This is a genomic window from ANME-2 cluster archaeon (assembly GCA_014237145.1).
GTDB lineage: Archaea > Halobacteriota > Methanosarcinia > Methanosarcinales > Methanocomedenaceae > Methanocomedens_A.
Genome location: JAAXOC010000110.1, coordinates 1 through 24913, shown reverse-complemented (window position 1 = coordinate 24913; position 24913 = coordinate 1). Strand labels below are relative to the sequence as shown.

The 24913-nt window shown below is 44.5% G+C and carries 22 protein-coding genes and 1 tRNA gene; 12 read left to right on the top strand and 11 right to left on the bottom strand.

Annotated features, from left to right (window positions below; genetic code table 11):
* Positions 1 to 23 precede the first annotated feature (23 nt).
* Positions 24 to 1625 carry an ATP-binding protein gene (locus HF974_14925; GenBank protein ID MBC2699590.1) on the top strand — a complete coding sequence of 534 codons (1602 nt, stop codon included), beginning with the start codon at positions 24 to 26 and terminating at the stop codon, positions 1623 to 1625.
* A gap of 34 nt (positions 1626 to 1659) precedes the next feature.
* Here the strand turns inward: HF974_14925 and HF974_14920 are convergent, their stop codons facing one another.
* Positions 1660 to 2928, bottom strand: a complete 1269-nt coding sequence (locus tag HF974_14920) for an NAD(P)/FAD-dependent oxidoreductase (GenBank protein ID MBC2699589.1) — start codon at positions 2926 to 2928, stop codon at positions 1660 to 1662.
* Positions 2925 to 3089 (bottom strand): 4Fe-4S binding protein, encoded by a 165-nt coding sequence (locus HF974_14915; protein ID MBC2699588.1) that lies wholly within the window; start codon positions 3087 to 3089, stop codon positions 2925 to 2927. The genes HF974_14920 and HF974_14915 overlap by 4 nt, the downstream gene beginning before the upstream one ends.
* A 132-nt stretch (positions 3090 to 3221) precedes the next feature.
* Between HF974_14915 and HF974_14910 the strand changes: the two genes are divergently transcribed.
* The 6 genes from HF974_14910 to HF974_14885 all read left to right on the top strand — a co-directional run bounded on the left by HF974_14910 (position 3222) and on the right by HF974_14885 (position 8365).
* Positions 3222 to 3321: transfer RNA gene (locus tag HF974_14910), tRNA-Cys, on the top strand.
* Between the two features lie 197 nt (positions 3322 to 3518).
* Positions 3519 to 4529, top strand: a complete 1011-nt coding sequence (locus HF974_14905) for an N-acetyl-gamma-glutamyl-phosphate reductase (GenBank protein MBC2699587.1) — start codon at positions 3519 to 3521, stop codon at positions 4527 to 4529.
* A gap of 24 nt (positions 4530 to 4553) precedes the next feature.
* Positions 4554 to 5024: a CBS domain-containing protein gene (locus HF974_14900; GenBank protein MBC2699586.1), complete on the top strand. Its 471-nt coding sequence runs from the start codon at positions 4554 to 4556 to the stop codon at positions 5022 to 5024.
* Positions 5025 to 5039: 15 nt separating this feature from the next.
* Positions 5040 to 6257, top strand: a complete 1218-nt coding sequence (argJ, locus tag HF974_14895) for a bifunctional ornithine acetyltransferase/N-acetylglutamate synthase (protein MBC2699585.1) — start codon at positions 5040 to 5042, stop codon at positions 6255 to 6257.
* A 123-nt stretch (positions 6258 to 6380) separates the two neighbouring features.
* Positions 6381 to 7952: a phosphoglycerate dehydrogenase gene (locus tag HF974_14890; protein ID MBC2699584.1), complete on the top strand. Its 1572-nt coding sequence runs from the start codon at positions 6381 to 6383 to the stop codon at positions 7950 to 7952.
* 131 nt (positions 7953 to 8083) lie between these two features.
* Entirely contained in the window at positions 8084 to 8365 is a 282-nt protein-coding gene (locus HF974_14885) for a DUF1699 family protein (protein MBC2699583.1), read from the top strand.
* 53 nt (positions 8366 to 8418) lie between these two features.
* Here HF974_14885 and HF974_14880 read toward each other — a convergent pair whose 3' ends face one another.
* The 6 genes from HF974_14880 to HF974_14855 form a co-directional block, all read right to left on the bottom strand.
* Positions 8419 to 8997, bottom strand: coding sequence for a methyltransferase (locus HF974_14880; protein ID MBC2699582.1), 579 nt, complete (start codon positions 8995 to 8997; stop codon positions 8419 to 8421).
* On the bottom strand, positions 8994 to 9755 hold the full coding sequence (gene rsmA, locus HF974_14875) for a ribosomal RNA small subunit methyltransferase A (protein MBC2699581.1): 762 nt from the start codon (positions 9753 to 9755) through the stop codon (positions 8994 to 8996). The genes HF974_14880 and rsmA overlap by 4 nt, the downstream gene beginning before the upstream one ends.
* Positions 9752 to 10345 (bottom strand): DUF655 domain-containing protein, encoded by a 594-nt coding sequence (locus HF974_14870; protein ID MBC2699580.1) that lies wholly within the window; start codon positions 10343 to 10345, stop codon positions 9752 to 9754. Before HF974_14870 ends, rsmA begins: the two co-directional genes overlap by 4 nt.
* Positions 10346 to 10473: 128 nt before the next feature.
* Entirely contained in the window at positions 10474 to 10824 is a 351-nt protein-coding gene (locus HF974_14865) for an RNA polymerase Rpb4 family protein (GenBank protein MBC2699579.1), read from the bottom strand.
* Positions 10825 to 10862: 38 nt separating this feature from the next.
* On the bottom strand, positions 10863 to 11153 hold the full coding sequence (locus HF974_14860) for a 50S ribosomal protein L21e (GenBank protein ID MBC2699578.1): 291 nt from the start codon (positions 11151 to 11153) through the stop codon (positions 10863 to 10865).
* A 21-nt stretch (positions 11154 to 11174) separates the two neighbouring features.
* The gene (locus HF974_14855) at positions 11175 to 12497 is read right to left on the bottom strand and encodes a tRNA pseudouridine(54/55) synthase Pus10 (protein MBC2699577.1); all 1323 of its coding nucleotides are present in this window, start codon (positions 12495 to 12497) and stop codon (positions 11175 to 11177) included.
* A 458-nt stretch (positions 12498 to 12955) separates the two neighbouring features.
* Here HF974_14855 and HF974_14850 point away from each other — a divergent pair, with 458 nt between their 5' ends.
* The 3 genes from HF974_14850 to HF974_14840 all read left to right on the top strand — a co-directional run bounded on the left by HF974_14850 (position 12956) and on the right by HF974_14840 (position 20330).
* On the top strand, positions 12956 to 14710 hold the full coding sequence (locus tag HF974_14850; GenBank protein ID MBC2699576.1) for a PGF-pre-PGF domain-containing protein: 1755 nt from the start codon (positions 12956 to 12958) through the stop codon (positions 14708 to 14710).
* Positions 14711 to 15101: 391 nt separating this feature from the next.
* Positions 15102 to 16196, top strand: coding sequence for a hypothetical protein (locus HF974_14845; protein MBC2699575.1), 1095 nt, complete (start codon positions 15102 to 15104; stop codon positions 16194 to 16196).
* Between the two features lie 90 nt (positions 16197 to 16286).
* Positions 16287 to 20330 (top strand): hypothetical protein, encoded by a 4044-nt coding sequence (locus HF974_14840; protein ID MBC2699574.1) that lies wholly within the window; start codon positions 16287 to 16289, stop codon positions 20328 to 20330.
* A 267-nt stretch (positions 20331 to 20597) separates the two neighbouring features.
* Here the strand turns inward: HF974_14840 and HF974_14835 are convergent, their stop codons facing one another.
* The 3 genes from HF974_14835 to HF974_14825 form a co-directional block, all read right to left on the bottom strand.
* A complete protein-coding gene (locus HF974_14835; GenBank protein ID MBC2699573.1) occupies positions 20598 to 22232 on the bottom strand; it encodes a thermosome subunit in 1635 nt (544 codons plus the stop codon).
* Between the two features lie 93 nt (positions 22233 to 22325).
* Positions 22326 to 23144, bottom strand: a complete 819-nt coding sequence (locus HF974_14830) for a metal-dependent hydrolase (GenBank protein ID MBC2699572.1) — start codon at positions 23142 to 23144, stop codon at positions 22326 to 22328.
* Positions 23145 to 23179: 35 nt separating this feature from the next.
* Positions 23180 to 23737 carry a TATA-box-binding protein gene (locus HF974_14825; GenBank protein ID MBC2699571.1) on the bottom strand — a complete coding sequence of 186 codons (558 nt, stop codon included), beginning with the start codon at positions 23735 to 23737 and terminating at the stop codon, positions 23180 to 23182.
* A gap of 402 nt (positions 23738 to 24139) precedes the next feature.
* Between HF974_14825 and HF974_14820 the strand changes: the two genes are divergently transcribed.
* Positions 24140 to 24376: a hypothetical protein gene (locus HF974_14820; GenBank protein MBC2699570.1), complete on the top strand. Its 237-nt coding sequence runs from the start codon at positions 24140 to 24142 to the stop codon at positions 24374 to 24376.
* A 90-nt stretch (positions 24377 to 24466) separates the two neighbouring features.
* On the top strand, positions 24467 to 24760 hold the full coding sequence (locus HF974_14815; GenBank protein MBC2699569.1) for a hypothetical protein: 294 nt from the start codon (positions 24467 to 24469) through the stop codon (positions 24758 to 24760).
* Positions 24761 to 24913 lie beyond the last annotated feature (153 nt).

Here is a 24913-nt window from a genome sequence, read left to right as displayed (position 1 = left end):
CTATACCACATAGAACATATCCTATGCGGTATATAATTAAAAGCATCTATCCCGTACAAGAGCGAAGGTATTTTACTGACAGGGAAGCTGAACTTGCCATGCTTGCCAGAAATAGCGAGAGGATCTTAGACGGCTCTGGCAAAAACATATGCTTCATAGGTCTTCGCAGAATTGGTAAAAGTTTGATACTTAAGGAATACATTTCAAGGGAAAAAGATAAACCTATCCTTCCGGTTTACATGGACCTTGAGCGCCTGGACACCACACCTGAATTTTTTGCAGTCCAGTATGTGGGCCAGATCTTGCGTTGGTTCCTGGACGACGTAGATATAGTCCCTTATCTTGATATTAATGGTCTTGTCAAAAAAGTAGCAGACACTAACAGTAATACGGCTGTAGAAACGGTTCATTCGATATTCGATGAACTCAATAAAGCGAAACCAAATCAGCGCTTGTTACTGGAACTTGCATTTATTTTTCCAGAAAGGTTTGCGAATGAACAGGACATTCATATCATACTTATGCTTGATGAGTTCCAGCGAATACATGAGATTGATAATTTTCCGCAAATACATGACATAATTGGTCTGCTGCGTTCCATAATCCAGACCCAGTCAAGAACTCATTATGTAGTCGCCGGTTCTGCGATAAGGATGCTTGAGAAGGTGTTCGGGGAAGCAGACTCCCCATTTTTTGCCCAGTTCAGGGTGGAAAGGGTGGCATACTTTGAGAAAAAAGCAACTTTTGACCTGGCGCAAAAGATAACAGGCATTAGCGATTCAAAGGTCCTGGGGAAGATACATGACCTGACATTCGGGCATCCATATTACATTTATTCCATTTGTGAGCGCCTGAATGAACTTGGTGAGATGAATGTAAACGGGGCCAGAAAAGCCTTTGCACTTGAAGCGCTGCTTAAAAATGGCAGTATAAATCTTATGTGCAGGTATTTTTTCGAGAACAGCATGTCCAGGGTTCGCGGGGATGCGCTTATGAGGACAATACTTCACCAACTGGCAAAAGAAGATGGAGTAAGGCTTACAGATATCGCACAGTCTATCAAACGCAAAGACGGGGTCACAAGGAACATGCTTGAACGCCTGATAGATATTGACCTGATCGTGAAGGAGGATAAACGCTATTATTTCCGGGACCCGGTCTTACGATACTGGATAATGAATGTATACGAAGGTGTTGAGTTTGATACCATGCCCGGCAAAAGGGTTATTGAAGATATGGTGCGTGACATTGAAGAGAAGTTCGAGAAAGCATCTACTGAACTCGGTATTGCAAAAGAATATGAATTGAAGTATGCTCTTGAAAAGTACCTTGGATTTCATCTTGACAAATATTTAAAAGATGGTATTGAGTTCGACCTGGTAGGTGTAAATGACGATATTGTGCATATCTTTGAGATCAAATGGCGCGCTAAAGAAACAGGTTACAGGGAAATCGAAAAATTCATGGCAAAGACCACAGCATCAGAATTTGCACAACATCCCAGGAAACTTATATTGATAAGCAGGCGCGGGTTTACCAGGCAGGCCACAGAGTATGCCAAAAGCAAGAAAATAATATTGGTTACACAAAGTGAGATTCCAGCGATCAAGGAACTTATCAGGTAAAACTGGTTGGAAACTACATCACATAGAATATATTCTATCTGGCATAATTCGTTTTAAAATTCTGTAATAGCCCAATAGTGTTCTCTACCCCCATTGCCACGCCTTCCACCTCGATACCGCCCTTGCCCTTGGCACCGTCCCCCACGATGTAAAGTCCCTTAATGGGCGTGGTATTGCCCAGGTCTGACCCCGAACCTGCCCGGTTCACAGGCCAGCCGTTCCGGTAGGTCTGGACCATCAGTACCTCATAGTCATCTTTGTGGAATATATCTTCAAGGTCTTTCAGTCCCAGTTCTATCTCAGACTGGATATCATCAGATTGTAATGCCTGATGTGACATGATCAGATGTTTTCCAGGCGGTGCCAGGGACGGGTCTATAGATGTAACCTCGTTGATGCCGTTTACCCGCCTGGCATAAGGCGTGAGCAATATACCGCTATGCCCTATCAGCGGCATGTTTGCGCCCAGGCATATCTTGATACCTGGCGCTGGTCTGGCCGAATTCAGTGCTGCTGTGTATTCTTTGAACTCATCTGTGTCAGGGTGGTCATATAACTGTGCTGTTAACTGGTGCCCGATATCGCTTATGACTACATCCCCCGGTATTGTCTCGCCACCGGCCTCAACTCCCACTGCCCTGCTGTCCACTATCAGTATCTGGTCGACCTGACTATTGGTATGTATTATGCCGCCGCCTGAGAGTATGACCTGTTCCAGGGCATTGATGATGGCACTGCACCCCCCCATAGGCACGCCTGGACCGCCATAGCGGCGCATATTGTCAATTATTGCAAGCATTTCCCTGACAGATACATCATCACAGCGCATGCTCAATGCCCATCCACAATAAGCATTTGCAAATTTGATGAGCCAGGGGTCCTTAATGAAAGGGAAGAACCAGTCTTTAAAACTTTCATCACCAGGTTTTACGAATCTGGATTTGGTATTGAGGTAGAATAGTTTCAGTTTGTCGGTCAGGGAAAGGGGGCTGGAGAAATTTTTAAAGGGTATGTCCCTGACACTGCCGTTATCAGGTATCCTGAGCATGGCCGGGGGCGATGAGGTGACTATCTTAACATCAGCACCTACCTGCCTGAGCATGGATGCCAGCGGGCCCCTGGAGCCGTGAGGTATCATGTGCAAGGCGCCGGATGTCAGTTTATAGCCTTTGTAGTCAAGGTTTATGAACCGCCCGCCGATAAGGGCCTGGCGTTCAAAGATTTCAATCCTGTGCCCTGCCTTTACGAGCCGCGCTGCTGTGAGCAGGCCGCCTAAGCCCCCGCCTATTATCAGGGCTTTCATGCCTCATCCTCCCTGATGGCACCCAGCGGGCAGTATGGTACACATACACCGCACCGGGTGCAGTTGTCACTGATACTTGCTCTGCCCCATACTGAAATTGCCTCGCTGGGACAAAATACTACACACTGGCCGCACCCTACGCATTCTGCATTGACTATCATATTATCCAAACCGTTGGAATAGTTTGGAAATTATCTTTATTGTACCTTAAAGTTGTGTAGATAATGCCATTTTCTTAATTGCCTGGATGAAAAGAATTATTTACTATAATGTATATTTACAGCCACCTAAGCGCCAAGGTGGCGGAGCGGCTACGCAATCGCCTGCAGATATGCACATTATCATGTGCTGGCAGTAAGCGGTTTTATTCCGGTTCGAATCCGGACCTTGGCTTATTTTTAAATTTTTATTATTATCTTCAACACTGGGTGAGTATCGATAATCCTGGTGCAGATGGATGGTATCCGGGATATTGTGGGTTGGGGGTCGGGCGCAGGTCGTAAGTCGAGTGTAAAAACGCAATTTTCCTGGCAAAAACATAGCTGATAAATAGATTATATATCCTAAAGAGTAGTAAATACAGTGATACTATGATAAAAGCAGGGATTATCGGAGGTTCGGGCTACACTGGTGGCGAATTGATGCGCCTTATGACCAGCCACCCGGATGTAGAAGTGGTATGCGTGACCTCACGGCGCCTGGATGGAAGTCCGGTGAGTGACACACACCTGCACCTGAGGGGTTTTAGTGACCTGAAGTTCCAAAACCTAAGTGCAGGTGAAGTGGCGGGCCATTGTGATGTGGTCTTCACAGCCGTCCCCCACGGCAGTGCCATGGATGTGGTGCCGCCGCTACTGGACGCTGGCACAAAGGTCATCGACCTTAGCGCAGACTACCGGCTGCCTGTTAGTGTGTTCGAAACGACCTACAACCTTAAACACAAAGCACCAAAGGAGGCCGTTTACGGCCTGCCTGAACTGCATCCTGAAGTTGTCGGTGCCTCAATGATCGCCAATCCCGGATGTTATCCGACCGGCGCAACCCTGGCAGCCGCACCATTGACAGCCGCCGGGCTGGTCGAGCGTGTGGTCTTTGACTCCAAGAGCGGAATATCCGGTGCCGGTGCCGAACCAAGTGGGGTATCCCACTACCCGAACATGGCAGAGAACGTGCAGGCGTACAAGCTCACTACCCACCGCCACGGTGTCGAGATGCAGCAGGAACTGGGACGGCTGGATAATAATACCAGGGTCAGTTTTACGCCCCACGTAATCCCGTCTGTCAGGGGTATCCTGACCACAGCCCACCTGTTCCTGAAAAAAGATATGGATACAGGGCAGGTTGCCGATATCTACAACCGGTTCTACAAGGACAAACCATTTATCCGGCTTATGGATGGCATTCCCATGCTGGGTCCGGTAAGGGGTTCCAATTTCTGTGATATAGGTTTTGAGATGGATGCAGAAGGACAGCGGTTGGTAGTGGTATCTGCCATTGACAATCTGGTTAAAGGAGCATCTGGGCAGGCGGTGCAGAACATGAACCTGATGTTCGGACTTGACGAAACGGCAGGACTATGGAATCCTGCAACTTTTCCCTGAGGAGTGCCCTAAGGAGTTACAATTATGCAGATAAATGAGATTATGACAAGGAATGTAGTATTTTGCAGTCCGGACGACCCGGTCAAAATTGCTGCCCGTTTACTCCGGGAGCATAAAATAGGCGGGATACCAGTGGTACAGGATAGGAAAGTGACAGGTATGATCACAGAAAGTGATATCCTCAAATTGCTGGAAGTACCGGAAAGGGATAGCCAGCTCTGGCTGCCAAGTCCCTTTGAGATCATTGAGGTGCCGCTTAGGGAACTTATCGGATGGGAAGAGGCCAGCCATGCACTGGATGATGTGGGCAACAAGAAGGTCAGCGATATAATGAGCCATCCCGTGGTCACCGCAGATGTTTCTGAAAGCCTGGAGACTGTGGCATCGAGAATGGTCAAACATAATGTTGTCAGGGTACCGGTGATCAAGGACAGTGAACTGGTTGGTATTGTGACGCGCCATGATATTATTGCCGGGCTGGCATTATCGGCTTGATGGGAGCTGTTGCAGTTGAAGTTCATAGACGGCGGCATCTGTGCTGTAAAAGGTGTGTCTGCCTGGGGTGTAAAGCAGGATAAGTACGGCCTGGCACTTATAAAGGCAGACGGCAGTGCAGCAGGCGTGTTCACTCGCAACCGGGTCATAGCCGCACCCCTGATACTTACAAGGGAGCACCTTGAGATGGGCAGGTTATCTGTAGTGATAGCCAACAGCGGCAATGCCAATGCATTTACCGGGCAGGAAGGAATAGAGGATGCAAGGGTTATGGCGAAATTGGCTGCCAAAGGTCCCGGCCTGGATGAGAGGACAGTGGCAGTGGCATCCACAGGTGTTATCGGTCACAGGCTTGATCTTGATATTATCAGGTCACAGGTGGTGGAGGTGACAGGGGGTTTGACTGATTCGGAAGAGGGCAGTACAGCCGCTGCCAGTGCCATTATGACCACAGATACCTTTGCCAAGGAAGCGGCAGTTGAACTTCCTGACGGCACGCGCATCGGCGGGATAGCAAAGGGTAGCGGCATGATCGCCCCGAATATGGGTACTATGCTGGCTTTCCTGTATACCGATGCTGCGATGGATGCCTGGGAACTTGGAAAGCATCTTAAGCGGGCAGTAGATAAGAGTTTTAATATGGTAGTGGTGGACGGGGATACCAGCACAAATGATATGGTATTGATAACCGCCACCGGACAAATGGATCACGCAGTGGGTCACGCAAAGAGCCATAAAGTGAGCCGCACAATAGGCCACACTGACCCGGAAGAGTTCGGACAGGGTCTAAAAGCAGTTTGCACAGCACTTGCCAGGATGATCGCCAGGGACGGTGAAGGTGCCACACGCCTGATCGAGGCAAGGGTCACAGGGGCAGCAAGCGAAAGTGATGCCATACTGGCTGCAAAGGCCGTTATCACATCACCCCTTGTCAAATCCGCAATATTCGGCCGTGACCCAAACTGGGGCAGGGTAGTGGCTGCTGTGGGATATTCGGGTGCAGAAATGGAACAGGACCGTATCAGCCTGACATTTGCCAGCAATCACTCATCGGTAATGCTGGTGGAAAAAGGCAGGATCGCCAGCACCTCTGAAGATACGCTTAAGGAGATCATGGGTTCTAAAGAGGTTATTATCAGCACAGACCTTGGAGTGGGCAGCGAATGCGCTACGGCTTGGGGATGCGATCTGTCCTACGACTATGTGCGGATCAATGCAGAATATACTACCTGATACGAATTCTGGAATATGCGGTTTCATGCTTACCATTGTCCCATAACGAAACAATGAAGTTATAATACTCATATTACTTTTCAGATTCAAGATAGAATACTATTAATCATCGGAGGATATGACATGAAAGTTCTTGTTAGCGATTCATTATCTGAAAAGGGTATAGAAATACTGGAAAAAGGAGTGGAAGTTGATGTAAGAACGGGGATGAGCCCGGAAGAATTGAAGGTATGCATAGGAGAATACGATGCCCTGGTAGTCAGGAGCCAGACCCAGGTGACTGAAGATGTCATCGAGGCTGCTGAAAACCTTAAGATCATAGGCAGGGCCGGCGTGGGTGTGGATAATATCGATGTTGAAGCAGCCACCCAGAGGGGTATCATTGTGATCAACGCCCCGGAAGGCAATATGATATCTGCTGCCGAGCACACCATAGCCATGATGATGGCCATCTCCAGGAACATCCCACAGGCAAACCAGTCCATGAGAGCAGGGAAATGGGACCGTAAACTCTTCATGGGTGTTGAAGTAAGGGGCAAGACCCTGGGTGTGGTTGGACTTGGACGGATAGGTACGGAAGTGGCCAAGCGCGCACAGGGAATGGAGATGAATATCATGGCCTATGACCCGTTCATCAGTGAAGAACGAGCAGCTGACCTGGGTGTCAAGCTTACCACTGTGGAGGATATTGTGTTAAATGCGGATTACATCACTGTGCATACACCCCTTACAAAGGACACCAGAAACCTCATCGACAGAGAAGAATTCGAAAAAGCCAAACCCGGGGTCAGGATCATAAACTGCGCCCGCGGCGGGATAATTAATGAGGAAGCCCTGGCTGAGGCCGTGGCCAGTGGTAAAGTGGCCGCCGCCGCCATTGATGTTTTCACCAGCGAGCCGCCAATCGGCTCACCGTTGCTGGAACAGGATAATATTATAGTCACGCCACATCTGGGAGCATCCACAAAAGAAGCCCAGGTAAATGTGGCAGTGGATGTGGCCGAGCAGATCATCAACTTTAACCAGGGGCTGCCTGTAAAAAACGCCATCAATATGCCATATGTGAAACAGGAGGTCATGAAAGTGCTGCAGCCCTACCTGCCGCTGGCAGAGAAGATTGGCAAACTTGCCGCCCAGCTCATGGAAGAAAAATATGAGAGGATAGAGGTATCATACAGCGGTGAGATCGCTGACTGGGATACAGGACCCGTAACTGTAGCCGCCCTTAAGGGGCTGCTTGAGTTCGCTATGGGGTCATCAGTGAACTATGTAAATGCTCCTGTCATTGCCAAAGAGCGTAAGATAAAGGTGGTAGAGAGCAAGTCAAAGACCACAGAGAGCTACTCCAATCTGATCATGGTGAATATTTTCAATAATGGAAAGGTAAAGACCGTGGGAGGTACCATGGTAGGTACAAATCCCAGGATCGTGCAGATCGATGAGTTCAGCATTGATGTGCTGCCCTTAGGGCATATGATAATCGCCCTTCATGAGGACCATCCGAACATCATAGGCCCATGCTGCATGTTGCTGGGTAAACATGACATCAATATTGCAGGCATGCAGGTCGGCCGCATAAAAGCAGGTGGGACCGCCATTATGGCTCTTAATGTGGATTCAGAGGTGAATGAGGAGATATTAAACGAGATAAGGGCTGTGAAAGGTATACTGAATGCGAAGATGGTATATCTTTAGATAGTTCTTCCTGTGCTACAGCCTGGTACTGCCAACATAAACCAAATCATTGGCCCATCTGGTGTAAAATGATTTACTTCTCATCAACAATCAATAATTATAAATAGTTGAATCCTATACTCTTACATATTATGGAAGTAGTATTTCGTATAATCGGTTCGGAAGAAGATATGGCCAGCCTGCAGTCTGATGAGGAATATGTCCACTTCTGTTTCAGACCATCAGAAAAAGAGATATTCAATGTGGTCCGTACCTGTCCTAATATTAAAATGATCCAGCTTCCTGTTTCTTATTTCAACACATTATCAAATACAACCAAAACATTAATGTCAATGAACAATATTGAAATAAGGGTCGGCAATGTGTGGGGGCACAGGACTGATATTGATACACATAAGACCTTAGATATATAGGCAGTCAGGCATGCAGATTTTATAATAAAATCATATCATACGTCTGAGTCTATCTATTTACTCCCTTTTAGTACAATCAGTTGTTCAAAAAAGTGCCTGGACTCTGACATAAGTTCCACAGCCAGGCCGGCATCCTGCATCGATCTGCTAACCTCACTGACACCTGTGAGCGATGAAACCAGCAGGAGCACCCGTCCAACCGGGGATAAAAGTTCCCATATTCCTTTAAGAAAACGTGCAATGGTCCTCCTCCCGTCCGGCCCACCGTCAAGCATAAGGTCATCCCACCCACCCAGGCGCTCGTTTTTTGATGTGGGCAGGTAGGGGGGGTTGAATAGTATCAGGTCAAAGGTGCCTTTCAACCCTGCGTACAGGTCGGTCCTGACCACAGTTACCCCGTTACCTGCTGCACATCTCACAGCACAGGGATTACGGTCAGTGGCAACCACCATTGAAGCAATGTCGCTGGCAAATACAGATATTATCCCTGAACCGCACCCCACTTCAAGTACACGGTCACCATTTCGAATATTTTCAAGTAGTGCATCAACAAGCAGGAAACTATCTTCTGCCGGTTCATAGACATGGGACGCCAGTTGTATGGTCTTATTCCTGTAAGTGATCGAAGTCATGTGCCTGCCTGAATCCGGTTTGCCAGTCCGGCCAGTTCTTCGGGGGTAAGGGATTCGGGGCGCATTTCCAGTATCCCTTGATCTACCTCTTGTAGGTTTTCGGGTGCGATACCCAGCATTGGTGCTGCCGAGCGTAAGGAATTCCTCAACATCTTCCTGCGCTGTCCGAATACGGCCTTCAGGAAATTTTCGAAAAAATCAATATTATTGACATGATAAGGCGGTTCCCTTGGTGTGAGTTTCAATATTGCGGACCTGACAGCAGGCTGGGGTTTAAAAGCAGAAGGTGGTACTGTTTCCAGCAGTTCGATAGCGGCAAAGTACTGGGCCATTACGGAAAGCCGGCTATAGTCTGGTGTGCCGGGTGAAGCAAGCATGCGGTTTGCAAATTCAAGCTGGTACATAAGGACTGCATGATCAAAAGAATGCCGCAACAGCCTGAATGTGATCTTTGATGATATCTGGTAGGGAAGGTTTGCAACTACTTTATTAAAACCGGGAAGCGGAATTTCCAGTGCATCCCCCTGTATTACTGTAACATTGGAGTCCCTGGTAATCTGTGTAAGTCCTACAGCCAGTTGGCGGTCAAGTTCAATGACTATGACCTTGCCTGCTGCTTCCTTAAGTTTTAATGTCAGGTTGCCTGTTCCACCGCCGATCTCAAGAGCGGTATCAGCTTTAGTTAACCCTGCATATCCGATAATCCTATTAATAACCCGCTGGTTTATAAGAAAATGCTGTCCATGTTTTGGCTTCATTTATGGTGGCGGCTTTTGGCAGGCGTTGTGAAAAGGCGGTATTTGATATTCTCATCCTTCAATTCATCGATGATCCTGTGAACTATCAATTTCTCTGGTGTATGAAGACCTTTGACCCGCTCAACAAGGTTATTGAAGTTCAGGAATTTGCCTTTTTTATGCTCATCTATGATCGCCCACATCAATTTCTTGCCGATACCGGGCAGGAGTTCGAGCATGTGAAGCCTGTTGGTAATGGGATATGCATCATTGAAGAAATCAATATATTTGGACTCGTTCTCAAGTATAATCTTTTCCATGATGAATGGTAGCTCCATCTGCGAACCGTGCGTGAGTTCATCATAAGTGATCCTGCGTTTGACATGATCGATCACATTCCGGTCCCCTTCGCCAATGTATACTCTATCCTGTGTCTGGGGAACAATGTTATCTTTAAGCATCAATTCCATTATTACAAAATAGGATTCACCTACAGCCTGCACAAGTGGTTTTTTTTGATACACAGGCCTGTTATCTTCCGGACTTCCATATGGTAAAAAGTCCAATACCAATCCCCACTCTTCCTTTTGAGGTTTTTTTCCACTTACCATACTTATCCACTCACAACCTTAATAATCCAATATTTCCAAAATACTAAAAAGGAAGCCCTATGCATCCTTTTTTCAAGATAACATAATACCGATTACATATAAAGTTTTATATTGTTGAAAGCCGCATTTCAATATGCATCGGTAATACTGTCAAGAATAGTAATGAGTTCTTCTTCAGATAGGGTAAACCTCTCTTTTGCATATATTGAACGTATCTCATCAAAGCTGGCAGGCATAATATCTGCCAGGCGATATGCAATTTCCGGCTTCATTTTTTCCAGTTTTAACAGTTCTTCCACCAGCTTCCTGGATTTGGAAGCATCGGTCTTGGAAAATAACTCGGCATGGTTTATGGCCCTTCTCAGTTCATATCCCAGTTCCATATCCTCTTCTGTGCGTTTATCTTTAATATCGAGCAGGATCTCCTTTGCCTCTGCAAGGGTGATCATTTCCTCGTTTATGATTCCTTTTACTATCATAAATTATATCCTGGATACTGGTTACAATATTCAATTATTCATACCTGCGGTCGCAGGTGCTCCGGGTACAGGATAGCCTGCTTAATAGCATTTCCGTCCCTTACTGCTATCAGGTATGCCCTGCCACGCTGCCCGACAACTTTTCCTGTCTTGCCATGGAACTTGGGGTTTGCCATTCCCCTATGTACACTGGGGTCCAGTTTTATATGGACTGCCTGTCCGATCTCAAATTCCTGGATGGCACGTGATATGGGGCTGAGTCCTCTCTCTCGCGGGCTTTTCTTCAATTTGTACCTGGTCTTCCTTCTCTCACCGTGTGATGTTGGCAATGTTCAATCCTCCGATAAATATTAAATGATTATTCCTTCAATTTTTATTACGTCAAGTTCAGCAACTTTTGCTTCTACATTGAGGTTATCTGCAAGGTTGGGTTTTGTGCGACCCTCGTCTCCTGACACCAGTTCTTTCACATATAATCCACCCTGGCAGCCCACTGCGATCGTGGCTGACAGGCCGTCTGGTGAAAGTTCTTCCAGTTTGGTATAATGCACTTTTCGTTCCCGTACCAGGTCAGCCCTGCGATGGGCCACCCTGGTGGGCGTGCTCTGCATTATCGGTGCCCGGACTATTATGTCGAGAGCAGATATAAGACTTTCCTCTGATATCTTTGCACTGAATGTCACTCTTACTCTATAAACTTTATCTGCTTTTGCCTGTTTGATGGCTTCTACAGCCGGATGCTCAACATATTTCAGCCCCAGTACTTCGACTTTACCGGCAGCATAACGGTTGATCCTGTGTTGAAGCCTGGTTAGGTCAATACGCCGCTTGAGGGGTTGCACAGCCTCTACTATGAAGGGCCTGCCGTCTCCCAGCATCAGGGCATCAATATCCTCCCTGCCCGCTCCGTGGAACACGGTATCTTTTGCATCCGCAGCCTTCATGACTTCGGGTCCGATCAGTTCATCCACTGATTCGAGGTACATCCGGCCGGTAAAGTTACAGCGCGGGCAGCCTTTACCCCTACACTCCCGGCATGGCCAGCGGGTCTGGGGTATACCTCTTATGATTTTGCGGTACCTGCCAAATATGTACAGTGACCGTACTTCCAGTTCTACATTGTTCTTTGCAATATCCAGCAGGGCAGTGATATGGGGGCGGTTCAGGTTGGCCCGTTTACCAAGCCTTTCCTCTACCCGCCTGCCCACTTCCCTGTTCATCTCGGTTTTCAGTGGTTCGGCCCACTGGGTCCCTGATTCGGCCCAGAGTATTTCTTCGTTCTCAAGCAGCAGTCCCGAGGGGCGTGTGCCGATGAGGAACGTATCAAACTCGTATCCTATAAGGGCATCAACTACTTGGTCGGCCCAGTGGTCAAGCCGCTCAAAAAGGCCGTTGCAGACCCAGCACCTGCCCTGCTGTACGTCCTGCCCCAGGCTCTTCTGTGCATGGACGCTGCTGGGTGCCAGGTCCTGCAATAGGGAATCGTCAGAAGTTTCCCTGCGCGAGTTATCGGCTTCCATGGCAAGTGCCAGTTTTACGGCAGCACCTCTCTGGTCGTTGGTCAGGCCTGTGGAGAGTTTGGCGAACAGGCGGCCTATGCAGTGGTCGCATATGGGGCCTTCTTTTAATATCCTGGTTGCAGTTTCAAATGTGTGGTAAGTTATATTACTCATGATCGTAAGGGACTAAATAGCGCAGTGGTATTCTAAAAAGGTTTCGGGGCTACACAGGATTATATAGGACTATAAAAAAAACACATATATAAAATTACTTATACTATTGGTGTTGACACGAATTGTCGGGAATTTTCATAAAGTTTAGTCAGGAGGATTCCAGTTCAATTCAGTACTAAAAACATTATCGGTGAGTGTATACATAAAGTTTGAGGTTCAGGAAAGGGATAAGTATCTGGCAAATTCCAATCTAAACTTTGGATTCACCAGCCAGTAAAGAGAGTTGGGATTGTCTGTATAAAACTTGCTTTAGTTACATGAATATTTGTGGAAGTCATTGTTCAGATTGTAATGTTGACACTCAATAAGAGTTGATAGGGATATCCATTTCAGGCAATGGATATATGATTATAACTTAAATAAAACTGTTCATTTGATAAAATTAAAGGTGTAATAATATGAAATCAATAAATCATTTTATGGCTTTGATATTTTGTTTGTTTGTCGGGACAAGTATGTTATTAGTGGCAAGTGCAGGTGCTACTGATGTAACTAATCACTATTACTATTCTGGCCAAGGTGACAATCTTTCGAATTATATGTATATGGATCTGGATTTACAAGATGATGACACAGCAACTCTTACTTTTTCAACTAAATATGATATAGAAGAAACGGGAGATTTTGCTATGGCATTCATATCATATGATCCAAACGTCAAACAGCTATTTGGATGGAAATTGAATGGAACCCAGACGGATTGGACAACAAAGAGCTATGATTTATCACCTTTTAGCGATGTTTTATACATTGGTTTTTATTATGAAACAGATGACTCTGGTACTATTAAGGACGGATTCTATGTTGATAATATAGAAATTACAGTTAATGGCGCAACAATATTGGATGATGACGGCACAAATACAACTTGGAAATTTGTACGTTTTTCTCGAGAGCCCACCACGATTATTAACCAACCTATTGATATTTGGATCGAGCAGGATGCTACAGAAAACATTACATGGATTGTAACTGAAACATCAGGATTTTACAAGGTATTAAATGACAGCACTGAAGTTGTTTCTTCCACACAATATACAAATGGAGATGAACTTCAGGTACCGATCAACACCACTACTTTAGGAACCTGGAACTATATTATCATTGCAAATGATACTTCAGGCAATGAGACAAGCGATGAGGTAAAAGTTACAGTTGTGGAAAAAGTACAGCCAACTATCAGCATCACATCTCATAATGATGGAGACTCCACTACTTCCAGTTCTATTACTATTCGTGGTGTTGTTGATGGAACTAATTCAACTCCAACAGTAACTGTAAATGAAATACTTGCAGAGGTCATATTGAAAGATGGTTATGCAGGAACTTTTTCATTGCCTGTTTCCTTGACGTTGGGGGATAATACGATAAATGCAAATGTAACTGATGCAGCAGGTCTGAAAGGAAAACGTTCAATAACTGTAATACGAAACAAGGATGATAATAGCGATAGTAGTAGCAGCGGTGGCAGTGGCGGTGGAGGTGGTGGCGGCACCTCTGGTGAAGACTTTAAGAATATATTGATCTCAGAGACTGAAAGAGAATATGTAAATAAAGATTCAAAAGTAAGTTACAGTTTTGATCTGGAAGGCAACATAATCAGATATGTTAACTTCACTGGTAAAACAAGCTCCGGAAGGATTGCAGCAAAAATTGATATATTGAAAAGTACTTCAACATTGGTAGACCATGCCCCTCCAGGTGAAGTATTCAAGAACATGGGTATCTATGTAGGAAATCTTGGCTGGGCAAGCCCAAATAACATTGCCAACCCGACCATCAGCTTTATTGTGCATAAATCGTGGGTAAATGAAAATAAGATAGACAAATCCACGATCAATTTGAACCGCTACAGTGATGAAAAATGGAATCCTTTGGAAACCGATCTGATAGATGAAGACGAGGATTTCCTGTATTTCGAGTCAAAAACACCAGGTTTTTCCCAATTTGCGGTAACTGGCATCGAAGCCTCTGTTGATGCCCAAAGTAGTGAAGAGGAAGTTGTCGTAGAGCCAACAGTTGTCGTAGAAAGGAAAGAGCCCGTAACTGAGCAAACACCAGACGAGAAAGATACAGGCATCCCGGGTTTTAGTCTACTGACCGGTTTTGCCATCATGCTGGTTGTAGTGCAGCTATTGCGCAGGAAAAAATAGTAGGGCAGGTATTTATGCCCTATTATTTCCTTATTTTTTTCTAACATTTTTTTAAATATTTTTTTTTAAAAAAAGATGCGAACAAATTCGAAAACCTTTAATATATAAAATCCTTATGTAAAAATAGTACAACGATCGTCGTAATTGGTAGTATTTGGGAATAATATATTTCATCTTAGAAAAATTTGGTTTTGCAAAATGTACAATAGGTAAGTTATTGTCCGAAACCGTAAAGTGTGTCGAAAAATGTAACCAGGGCAAATAATTATTCTGCTAATACAAAATGCAGCGGTCCAAAATATTAATATTAATGGAGGAAAATACATTGGTAAGAAAAGGACTTATTTATTTAACGACAACTCTTATGATTTTACTGTTGGTCAGTTTAGCTATGGCTAATGTCCCGCCAGCACCAGCTAATCAAAATCTAGGATTATATGACACTGTATTTACTGGTTTTACTACAGAAGAATGCAAGAACATAGAATGCCACGGTGATGAGAATCTTCCAAACAGACATCACTTGCTTATAGCGAACGAAGGCTATAATTGTTTGGACTGCCATGCATTAACCAATGGCGCTTTCGAAGCTTTCAGGAACTGCTCGGATTGTCATTCAATCTCTCCACACCATTTGACAGATGATGCTCAGAATTTCAATTGCAGTGAGTGCCATGGTAGTTTCGTTGATGACTATAATGATGGACACGTAATACCAACCTATGCTAAAACCATAATTACACCTGATTCCAGCTATAAGTACATAGATGATTCCGGAGTGAAAATTGGTGGCTGTGAAGCCTGTCATGAACCAGATTTGACAGCTGATCCACAGATTGGATCAAACTCAAATACCCACCACAACCTGAGCGGATTTACAGCGTACAATTGTAATCTTTGCCACTCATCCGATGACACAACAGGAACGCCAGGAGAAGGAGGTGCAGTCCTTGATATCAGATATTGTGAAAGATGTCATGGTATCAAGTCACTACATAGTATCCAGTATGAGAATGATGATATCTCTGGAGAACTTGGATATGGTCACATTGGTAACAGTTGGGACTGTTGGGGATGCCATGGATTCCAAGAGTCAAACGCCCTAAGTTCGCTGGATGATTCAGTAGGGTCAAGCTCTGAAGGAGGATATCCAGGTGAAGCTACTGTCCCGTCAGTTGACGAAGTTATTCCTAATGAAATAACAGTGGGTCAGGATACGGTCATAACAATCTATGGTACTAGCTTCGAAAATGAATATAATAAAACAATCTATACTTCCAATGTTACCCTGGATAACGGGACAGTAACAATAGAACTAGAACCGGATTCCATAACTTCTACCGTAATCGAAGTGACAATCCCAGGGACACTCGAACCAGGTATATATGATTTAAGGGTAGTAAAGGACGGGGATATGAGTAGCAATAAAGTTACATTAACCGTCATACCTGACGTACAAATCGAAATGGTAACAATACCAGGATAACTCACTCAGGGTATTGCTGAAGAATAATGTAGGGATCTGACACCAGACCCCTACCTTTTTTTTATAAAAAAATGTATAACCTCAATTTTCATGCTAAAGAAAATCCAAATAAACAAGGGATTTTGCAAAAACATAAGCAAATCAGTATTGATGCGAAGTAATATTTTCATAGTCCTGACTTTCCTGCTGATATTATTATCAGCCAATATTGACAATTCCCAGGCAATAGTAGAAGACGACTGCAGGTTTTGTCATGGTCCTAGCTTGTCAAACATACACCATTGGCAGTTAAATGCGAATAGTGACTGCACTAAATGCCATTCCACTAAACCAGAGGATGAACTTAAAACCGAGGACTGCCTGGTCTGTCACCTACCAGAAGAAATAAATCATGGAAATAATTGTACGGATTGCCACATGGAAGGCGGCAACTATACAGCCCTGAACAGGAATGGTTCCATAATCAGCAAAACAGGTTTTTCCAATAGTGTTCATTATAACATTACAGGAGACTTTAACAGCAGCAACTATACAGAGATTTCAAAAGTCTGTTGGGGATGCCATGTAAATTATTCTGACCAACAGACCAATCCCTTTCATTCGAATATTTACTCCCAGCTACCTTTATGTGAAGATTGCCACGATGCTTACATGCCACTGAACAGTAATAATTTACGAATAAATCCAATACAAATACCTGAACATCAGCCCCTTGGCGAGGATGTCCGGACTGACACTTCAACCAGTTGTTCATTCTGCCATAACAATTCATTATCTATTCCAGTTCCAACTTCAAATGTCACACATAATACGGCAAGGAACTTTGTATCTCATTATCTCGATACCGCCCATTTAATGACAACAACAAATAACACCACTGAATGTATGTGGTGTCATTATGAAAATAGTGAAAATGTATCATGGGGCAAACCCATAAATCCAAACACTTCCAGTAAGATCAACCACACTTTCCTGAATATCACTAACAACAACAACTGCTACCCATGTCACTTCTTTAAAAGCGATGTTGTTCTGCCATTTACATTCCATGAAATAAATATGACTCCAGGCGCTGGAAAAGATTGCCTGGGCTGCCATGACCTTAATACAACGATTGAAGTTCGTGAAGAGTACCGGATAGATGTACCTGCTATGAACGAATCAGAAACCATTCATTTTGACCTGAACCGGGGATCAGCAGTAACAGTTAGTGAAAATAACGTACGGTGCTGGGCATGTCATGGTGATGGGGATGGTTCAGAAGCCAGTCAGCCACGAAGTCACTCGTCTTTAGTCCACAATCGAACCCCCAGGAACTGCAGCAATATGGACTGCCATAATGTTAATCAGTCCGTCTTCAATGAACCCATGGTGCATGAGCATTTCAAGAATGTGGATGAGATCGACGAAAATGTTAGTACGGCAGTAGATTGTCCGGCGTGTCATTTAAACAGTGTCGCATCTCATCAGGATAACATCATCCCTTCCGATACATCCCTGGTATCCCATTACGGTTCCACTTCGGATCTGATCGATACAACGAGTTGTATATATTGCCACCTTGATGAGGACAATGCAGAAGAATGGGGTGATGCACCTGATCCAACAGATAATATTTCCAGATTTTCAGATACAGATTGGGAAATAAAATTGTATGTTGGTGATAAATGGCACCTCGCTAATCGTTACTTCCTGACATTTGATGATATTGCTGTCGATGGCGACAGTGCTCACCTTCGGTTATATCAGGGTGATATTTTACTTGAGGATATTGTGATTAATGATGGACAGAACTATACCTATGAAGCCGATTTCCTTGATTCGGATGATGCGAAGGTAACTAGCGATGTATTTGAGTTGAACTTCACTGCCATATTCAGGGGTTCCAGGACAAAGATGGTAGAAGTTGAAGCAAGACTCTGGAAGCGTATTCATCCGGAGGATGATGATGCTACCTGTTGGGCCTGCCATATGGATGATTATGTAATTAATAAGAACAAATATCTTGTACTTGATGAAGATGAAGACCAGATTTATTACGTTGAAAAATTATTAGATTTCTCAGACGACGAAACTCAAGATAAGGAGTTTCTCTTCCCAAAACACCTTGTGTTCGAAGAAGGAGTCAATATGAGTCTTGAAGTTGATGGGGATTATACACTTACTGCTAAAGAAGTAGACATCAATGGCAAGAGTGCATTCATGACACTGACCAAATCAGGGAGTTTGGTAAAGGAAGGGGTCTACAAAGAAGGAGAGTATCTGGAATATGAGGAAGACCTATCCTTTGACGGACATGAGATCAACGATGTAGTTACTTTTTCTGTCTGTATAGATAGTGTATTTCACGGACAGAATTACGACGCTGTGATTATTACTGATGTTAAAGTTATCTCAGGACTCATGGGAATGGATGATGATGAGATATTGGGAGGGTACAATACCAGCCAGCTACATATCAATGATACTTTTTCAATTGGCGGAATCCCGGATACATTCCATGTGCCATTATTGAACGAAGGACTGGATGGCGGTTCTGATTGTATCTATTGCCATGATGCCAGTAATGGTTTTGGCGTATCATCAGTCAATGCAATACAGAGCCGGTTGGGAGGTCACAGCCAGCTCAATTCCGGCAGACAAACATACCTTGCTAATAATAATATCAATAAAGCTTGCTGGGCCTGCCATGGTGATGGAGCTGACCCGGGCAGACATCCTGCTGATTACCTATATCCAAGACAGTGTGAAGATTGTCATGTTGAACTGGAAATACCAACTTATATTGCAGTAGATCTAAGCGACGAACCCCACGGTCAGGCTGAAGATTGCAACCGCTGCCACGGAGGAGATTATCCTGGATTGCATGTAATCAATATCTTCGAACCATTGACACCATATATCGAGAAGATAAATGCCAGGCCAGAAGTGGTTAAGCCAGGTCAACCAGTGGAAGTGGATATCACTGTCACAGCCGGTTGGAACATGAAAGTAAGGGGCATAGAATATTTCATAGATAATGATGGTTTGCCAGGAAACGGTACGCAGGTTTTACCGAGTGATGGAATATTCGACGAACAGGTGGAAGAATCTGGATTTATCATTAATACCACCGGACTTGAATCAGGCAACCATACTGTATATGTTCACTCGATGGAGCGAGATAATAAATGGGGCCCGGTCAACAAGGTTGAATTCTCAATATACCAAACAGCTAGTTTGGCAGGGCAGCCAATTGAGAAAAAAACAAATCTGTTGGGATTAGTGTCAATATTATTATTTGTTGCTGGGTTTACATTTTTCCGTAAAGCAAAACCTTCCTTCAATACTTTGAAAATCCTGCTTGTGATTACCATTATATTGTCAGCTATCATTGGATTAGGATATATTTTCCAGATGGATGGGTCTAATCAACTTTCCTCAATACGAGATTACCAGGAGTTAGGTATTTCCGGAGATGATTGTGATGAATGCCACATTGAAATAATCAATAGTAGATCCCTGGAACCGGGCAGGCATTCAGATCTAAAGTGTGTTTACTGTCATCCTGTGCATACACATATCGAATCATGTATCAACTGTCATGCACCGCATGGCATTGGTTTGACGTATGAGGACTGTTTGAATTGTCATCCAGCTCATATTCCACATGAAATTGATTATCCTGAAAGTGTTTCAAATAACAACTGTGCTTTATGCCATGAAGCTGTGAGTATAGCACTTGAGTCAAGCACCACGAAGCACAGTACTCTTCAGTGTGCATATTGCCATTCAATTCATGAAGACATCCCGGAATGCAATGCATGTCATGAACCCCATACTCAGGATATGAGCAATAATGATTGCCTGGAATGTCATCCTGCCCATGACCCTGTTGTCATTGAAATGCCAGCAGACTCCCAGGATAGTGTCTGTGCAGCATGCCACAAAGACATTAATTCCACCTTATATGAAAGTGAAACAATACATAAAGAACTGGGATGTGTTTATTGCCATCCAGATCATAGATATTTGCCAACTTGTGAATCATGTCATGGATTACCGCATCTAAAGGCAATACATGAAGATTATCCAGTATGCATGCAATGCCACATTATTTCACATGATGTGAAAAATATCATGTTTACAAAATAAACAAACATAACCCCACTGTTGGGATTACCTAATTCCCAACCCTGAAAAAAAAACGGTAAAATAACGTATCTATTTCAAAAAGTAGAGTAATAATATTTGTATAAATCATTGTTTATATTTATCTGCCACATAGAGCACAGAGGATACAGAGAAGAAATCCTCTGTGTTCTCTGTGGCTATTATTTTTGCCCTCGGATTTGAAGTGGATACAAAACAACTGTAAAAAAAAAGTACATGGGAAGCCTTTCACAACTCCCCCATCCAGCCTTACACTTCGTAATCCCTAAGACCAGGTGCCTGTTTCGGTCCTTTTTGTTCCTTGGTGGCTGCAATCACATCATCGATACGCAGTATCATACTGGCAGCCTCTGATGCCGAATCAATTGCCTGCAGTTTGACCTTCAGGGGCTCGACAACACCCGCAGCTTTCATATCCTCTATTTTATTAGCAAACACATTAAGCCCGGCATACTTATCGCCTGCTTCGTGCTTGCTCTTAAGTTCCACAAGTTTGTCAATATGGTCAAGACCGCTGGTCTCTGCCAGGGTTGTGGGTATCACCTCAATAGCCTCAGCAAACTTATTCACAGCCAGCTGTTCCCTGCCCTTCAATGAAGCAGCATATTCCCTCAGGCGCAGTGCCAGTTCGATCTCAGGCGAACCTCCGCCTGCAACTACACGCCCATCCTCCAGTACAACACCCACTACCATGAGGGCATCGTGCATGGCCCTGGCAAGGTTGTCTACCACCTGCTCGGTACCGCCTCTCAGGATTATGGATATGGTCTTCTTGTCAGGGCAATCACGGATAAATATCATCTCGCCGTTGCCAACCATTACCTCTTCCACAACACCGGCAGTGCCCAGGTCGTCAGGGGTAAGTTCATCAAGATTAGTAATTATACGGCCGTTGGTACACTCAGCTAGTTTTTTCAATTGATTGAAATTCACCCTGTGGATCACAAAAAGACCAGCCTTGGCAAGATAATGTCGGGCAAGATCATCCACTCCTTTCTTGCAGAACACAGCAGTCGCGCCGCTATTTATCACTTTGTCCACAACTTCCCTGATCATTTCTTCTTCACGATCAATAAAAGCCCGCCGCTCGGTCACACCTGTGAGGGTTATTTCACTCTTGAATTCCATAGACCTTACCTCGATGGGTGTGGCAAGTATGGCAATCCTGGCATCTTCAACCCGCTTGGGCATGCTCTGGTGAGTTCGCGTCCTGTCGATGATCAGGCCCTCCACTATTTCGGTGTCCTCCATTTCACCCTCTACCCTGCGCTCTATCCGGATATCCTTAATATCCACGGTATCTTTACCGTCCACTCCTTTCTTGACAATGGATTTGACAGCCCTGACCACCAGTGGTGCCAGTATATCCTTGGAAGATTCAGCACCTTTACCGGTAAGAGCAGTGCCTGCGATATTGATAAGAGTATCTTCATCATCCCCTGAGATATCAGATGTAAGTCCTTCAAGTATCTCATGGGATTTACTTGCAGCCAAAGCGTATCCTGCAGTAATGGTCGTGCTGTGCACATTCAGATCCAGCAGGTCTTCCGCCTTTGCCAGCAGTTCCCCTGTCAATATGGCGGCTGATGTGGTGCCGTCCCCTACTTCGTCGTCCTGGGTCTTGGCCACTTCCACCACCATCTTGGCTGCCGGGTGTTTAATGTCCATCTCATCCAGGATGGTAGCTCCGTCATTGGTGATGGTTACCTGACCTGCCGAGTTCACAAGCATCTTATCCATGCCTTTGGGGCCCAAAGTTGTTCGTACAGCAGATGCAACCACCTTGGCCGCCATGATATTGCCCCTTTGGGCTTCGCTGCCTGTAGTTCTCTGTGTTCCCTCTCTGAGTATTGTAATTGGCTGACCGCCTAACTGTGCTGCCATTGATATTCTCCTGAAATATTTTATTGAAATATTCTACTGATAATTGTAAATCAAGTATCGGAATTCGATTTTTGTATGTTTGAACTTCTATATTTAGATTGTGGTACGTTCTATTTCCACACCATATATCTGTTCGGGGTTTTCTTTGTGTATCTTCCAGAATACGTCGTCCCCCGACTCACCAGCTAACGCAAGGGTCTTGCGGGGTATTGTCCTCGGTCCAAGCACCGCACCCGGACGTTGTGGGTCGTCAATATAGTCGGTTTCCATCATGAACCTGTCCCCTTGCAGAAGTGATTCCTTTATCATGCCCTTGCCAGCAAGCACTCCCGGCCATAAGCCGCACCTGGCAAATTCTTCCACCATCGGGGGTGAAAAGTGCTTGATAACCTTGCCTGGTGTAAGCCCGGATTTCCTTGCCATATCAGCGATCTCCCTGATATTTTCCGGTGTGGCACTCTCGGTATGCAACTGCAGGGGACAGCCCACATCCCTGGCCAGTTCCATGGCATACATAAGTATTTCATTGGACGCTTCCCACAATGCTGGTTCCACTTCATAATGGGGACGACCGGATTTCATACCTACTGCCTGTCCTTCTTCCACATACTTTGCCGCCAGTTCCAGGCCAGACTTCATCAATTCGACGGTCCTGTCAAGTCCCACCCTGCCATACATCTTTGTAATAGCAGCAGGATGTACCCCAAGTACGGGAAAGGCAGTTACACCAACCTTTTTCACTTCTGCTGCCATCTGTACGGTCTCATCGAACACTTTGTGGTAATCGTCAGGATGATCTACAGTCACACCTATGGTCCAGGAAGGTTTTGAAACTAAAAAAATATGTGTGCCACCAGCACGTTGGAACGCTTTGGCGGCTTTTACACCCTGACACCTGTGGTCAAGGTGCATATGATGGTCAGTGATGGGAAAAATCGAGTCAGTGTTCAAAGCAGTCCCAGGCCGTCCAGTTCTTCAACAATCTTGTCAACTGCCGCATCTGCGTCGGCTGGTTTTTTTCCGCCTGTAACTACAAGCTTGCCAGAACCGAACAGCAGCATTACCACTTTTGGTTCTGCGATCCTGTAGACCAGTCCTGGGAACTGTTCGGGTTCATATTCGATATTCTCAAGTCCTAGTCCGATGGCTATGGCATTCAGGTTCAGCACAGCACCCAGGTCTGCCGATGCCACGATATTCTGGACTATGATCTCAGGATTGTCCATGACATCCACACCCATACTCTTCAGTTCGGAAAAAACCTTTTTCAGGCCGTTGTGTACGTCATCTATGCTTTTGGCACCAGTGCATACGATTTTTCCACTTCCGAATATCAGGGCTGCTGTTTTTGGTTCTTTTGTTCTGTAAACTACACCTGGGAAACGTTCTTTATTGTAATCTGCACCATCCAACTGCAGTGTGATCTTGGGAAGGTCGAGAGTTGCACCGATAGCGGTAGAAGCAACAACATTCTCAATTTTAATAGTTTTTTTAGGATCATAAATTTCGGGCATTATTATCACTACACTGTTAAGGGTATTCAAACCTTTAAATACTTTAAGTAGAGCTGCAAGTGGTTTGGCTTTTCTATAATGGGGGGCAGGGGTTGCTGCAATAGTTTTTGATTGCTCCAAACTCATAAAATGAGATGTTACTTTGGCTGCATTCCTTCAATTGCTGTTATTTTGGTTTTATCAATCCATCCTGGCTGATCGAATAATTTATAATAATAATAGAAGCATAGTCATCATTATTATGATGCTAATGAAATATATAAATACTATTAAATTAATGTTTAGTTAACGTAATAATAGAGAAAAATCGTGTAGGAAAGATTATTGCTTCCTATATAAGTTGTAGTTCAAATTTTTCCTATTAGTCTAAAAAAAGAAAAGGAGAATAAAAAAATGAGTGCAAAAATGAATAAATTGGTACTGCTATCAGCGCTTATGATAGCAATTATCGGTACCTTTGGAACTGTATCGGCTGAAGAATTCAATTTGACTGCTGATGGTGGTGATGCAATGACATCTGATGGTGATGGTGCAATGGGTGCTGATGGTGATGATGCAATAACTGCTGACGGTGCTGAGGTTGAAGTAACGAATGATGCAGAATTATTTGGCGGCTGGGCCAGTGTATAAACTGCCAGCAAAGTCGGTGATGTTGAAGTAACGAATGATGCAGACTACCTTTATGTTACATATAGGATTACGCATGAGGATGACTGGTGTATGACAGAAACGCATCTGCATATTGCAACAGATGAAAGTCCAATTCCCCTGACAAAGAAGGGAAATCCAAAAGTAGGCAAATTTGATAATTCCACAGATTTCACCGATCCCGGTTGTACTGACAAAGTGGAATATACAATACCTATACCAGATGGGTGTAATACAGATGATAATGTAACTATTGCTGCTCATGTAGCAGTACAGGAACCCACATTTAGATATGAATCTGCATGGGGCAACGGCTATGACTTCGAAGGTAAGAGCTGGGCAATGTACTTCACATATACAATATAAGATCCAACAACATAATGAACCAGTAATTCAGCATTACAGGACGAAGCAAGATTTATCTGACTGTCCATAATTGGTTCGATAGATTTCTGCTTCTCCTATTTTCTTTTTCTATAAATCAGCTCTTTAAAATTGGCTATTAACCCGTTAATCCTT

Excerpts from the sequence above, each read along its gene's own strand:
- HF974_14925 (MBC2699590.1), top strand. The coding sequence starts at position 24 with ATGCGGTATATAATTAAAAGCATCTATCCCGTACAAGAGCGAAGGTAT.
- HF974_14920 (MBC2699589.1), bottom strand. The coding sequence starts at position 2,928 with ATGAAAGCCCTGATAATAGGCGGGGGCTTAGGCGGCCTGCTCACAGCA.
- HF974_14915 (MBC2699588.1), bottom strand. The coding sequence starts at position 3,089 with ATGATAGTCAATGCAGAATGCGTAGGGTGCGGCCAGTGTGTAGTATTT.
- HF974_14905 (MBC2699587.1), top strand. The coding sequence starts at position 3,519 with ATGATAAAAGCAGGGATTATCGGAGGTTCGGGCTACACTGGTGGCGAA.
- HF974_14900 (MBC2699586.1), top strand. The coding sequence starts at position 4,554 with ATGCAGATAAATGAGATTATGACAAGGAATGTAGTATTTTGCAGTCCG.
- HF974_14890 (MBC2699584.1), top strand. The coding sequence starts at position 6,381 with ATGAAAGTTCTTGTTAGCGATTCATTATCTGAAAAGGGTATAGAAATA.
- HF974_14885 (MBC2699583.1), top strand. The coding sequence starts at position 8,084 with ATGGAAGTAGTATTTCGTATAATCGGTTCGGAAGAAGATATGGCCAGC.
- HF974_14880 (MBC2699582.1), bottom strand. The coding sequence starts at position 8,997 with ATGACTTCGATCACTTACAGGAATAAGACCATACAACTGGCGTCCCAT.
- rsmA (MBC2699581.1), bottom strand. The coding sequence starts at position 9,755 with ATGAAGCCAAAACATGGACAGCATTTTCTTATAAACCAGCGGGTTATT.
- HF974_14870 (MBC2699580.1), bottom strand. The coding sequence starts at position 10,345 with ATGGTAAGTGGAAAAAAACCTCAAAAGGAAGAGTGGGGATTGGTATTG.
- HF974_14865 (MBC2699579.1), bottom strand. The coding sequence starts at position 10,824 with ATGATAGTAAAAGGAATCATAAACGAGGAAATGATCACCCTTGCAGAG.
- HF974_14855 (MBC2699577.1), bottom strand. The coding sequence starts at position 12,497 with ATGAGTAATATAACTTACCACACATTTGAAACTGCAACCAGGATATTA.
- HF974_14850 (MBC2699576.1), top strand. The coding sequence starts at position 12,956 with ATGAAATCAATAAATCATTTTATGGCTTTGATATTTTGTTTGTTTGTC.
- HF974_14845 (MBC2699575.1), top strand. The coding sequence starts at position 15,102 with ATGGCTAATGTCCCGCCAGCACCAGCTAATCAAAATCTAGGATTATAT.
- HF974_14840 (MBC2699574.1), top strand. The coding sequence starts at position 16,287 with ATGCTAAAGAAAATCCAAATAAACAAGGGATTTTGCAAAAACATAAGC.
- HF974_14835 (MBC2699573.1), bottom strand. The coding sequence starts at position 22,232 with ATGGCAGCACAGTTAGGCGGTCAGCCAATTACAATACTCAGAGAGGGA.
- HF974_14830 (MBC2699572.1), bottom strand. The coding sequence starts at position 23,144 with ATGCACCTTGACCACAGGTGTCAGGGTGTAAAAGCCGCCAAAGCGTTC.
- HF974_14820 (MBC2699570.1), top strand. The coding sequence starts at position 24,140 with ATGAGTGCAAAAATGAATAAATTGGTACTGCTATCAGCGCTTATGATA.
- HF974_14815 (MBC2699569.1), top strand. The coding sequence starts at position 24,467 with ATGACAGAAACGCATCTGCATATTGCAACAGATGAAAGTCCAATTCCC.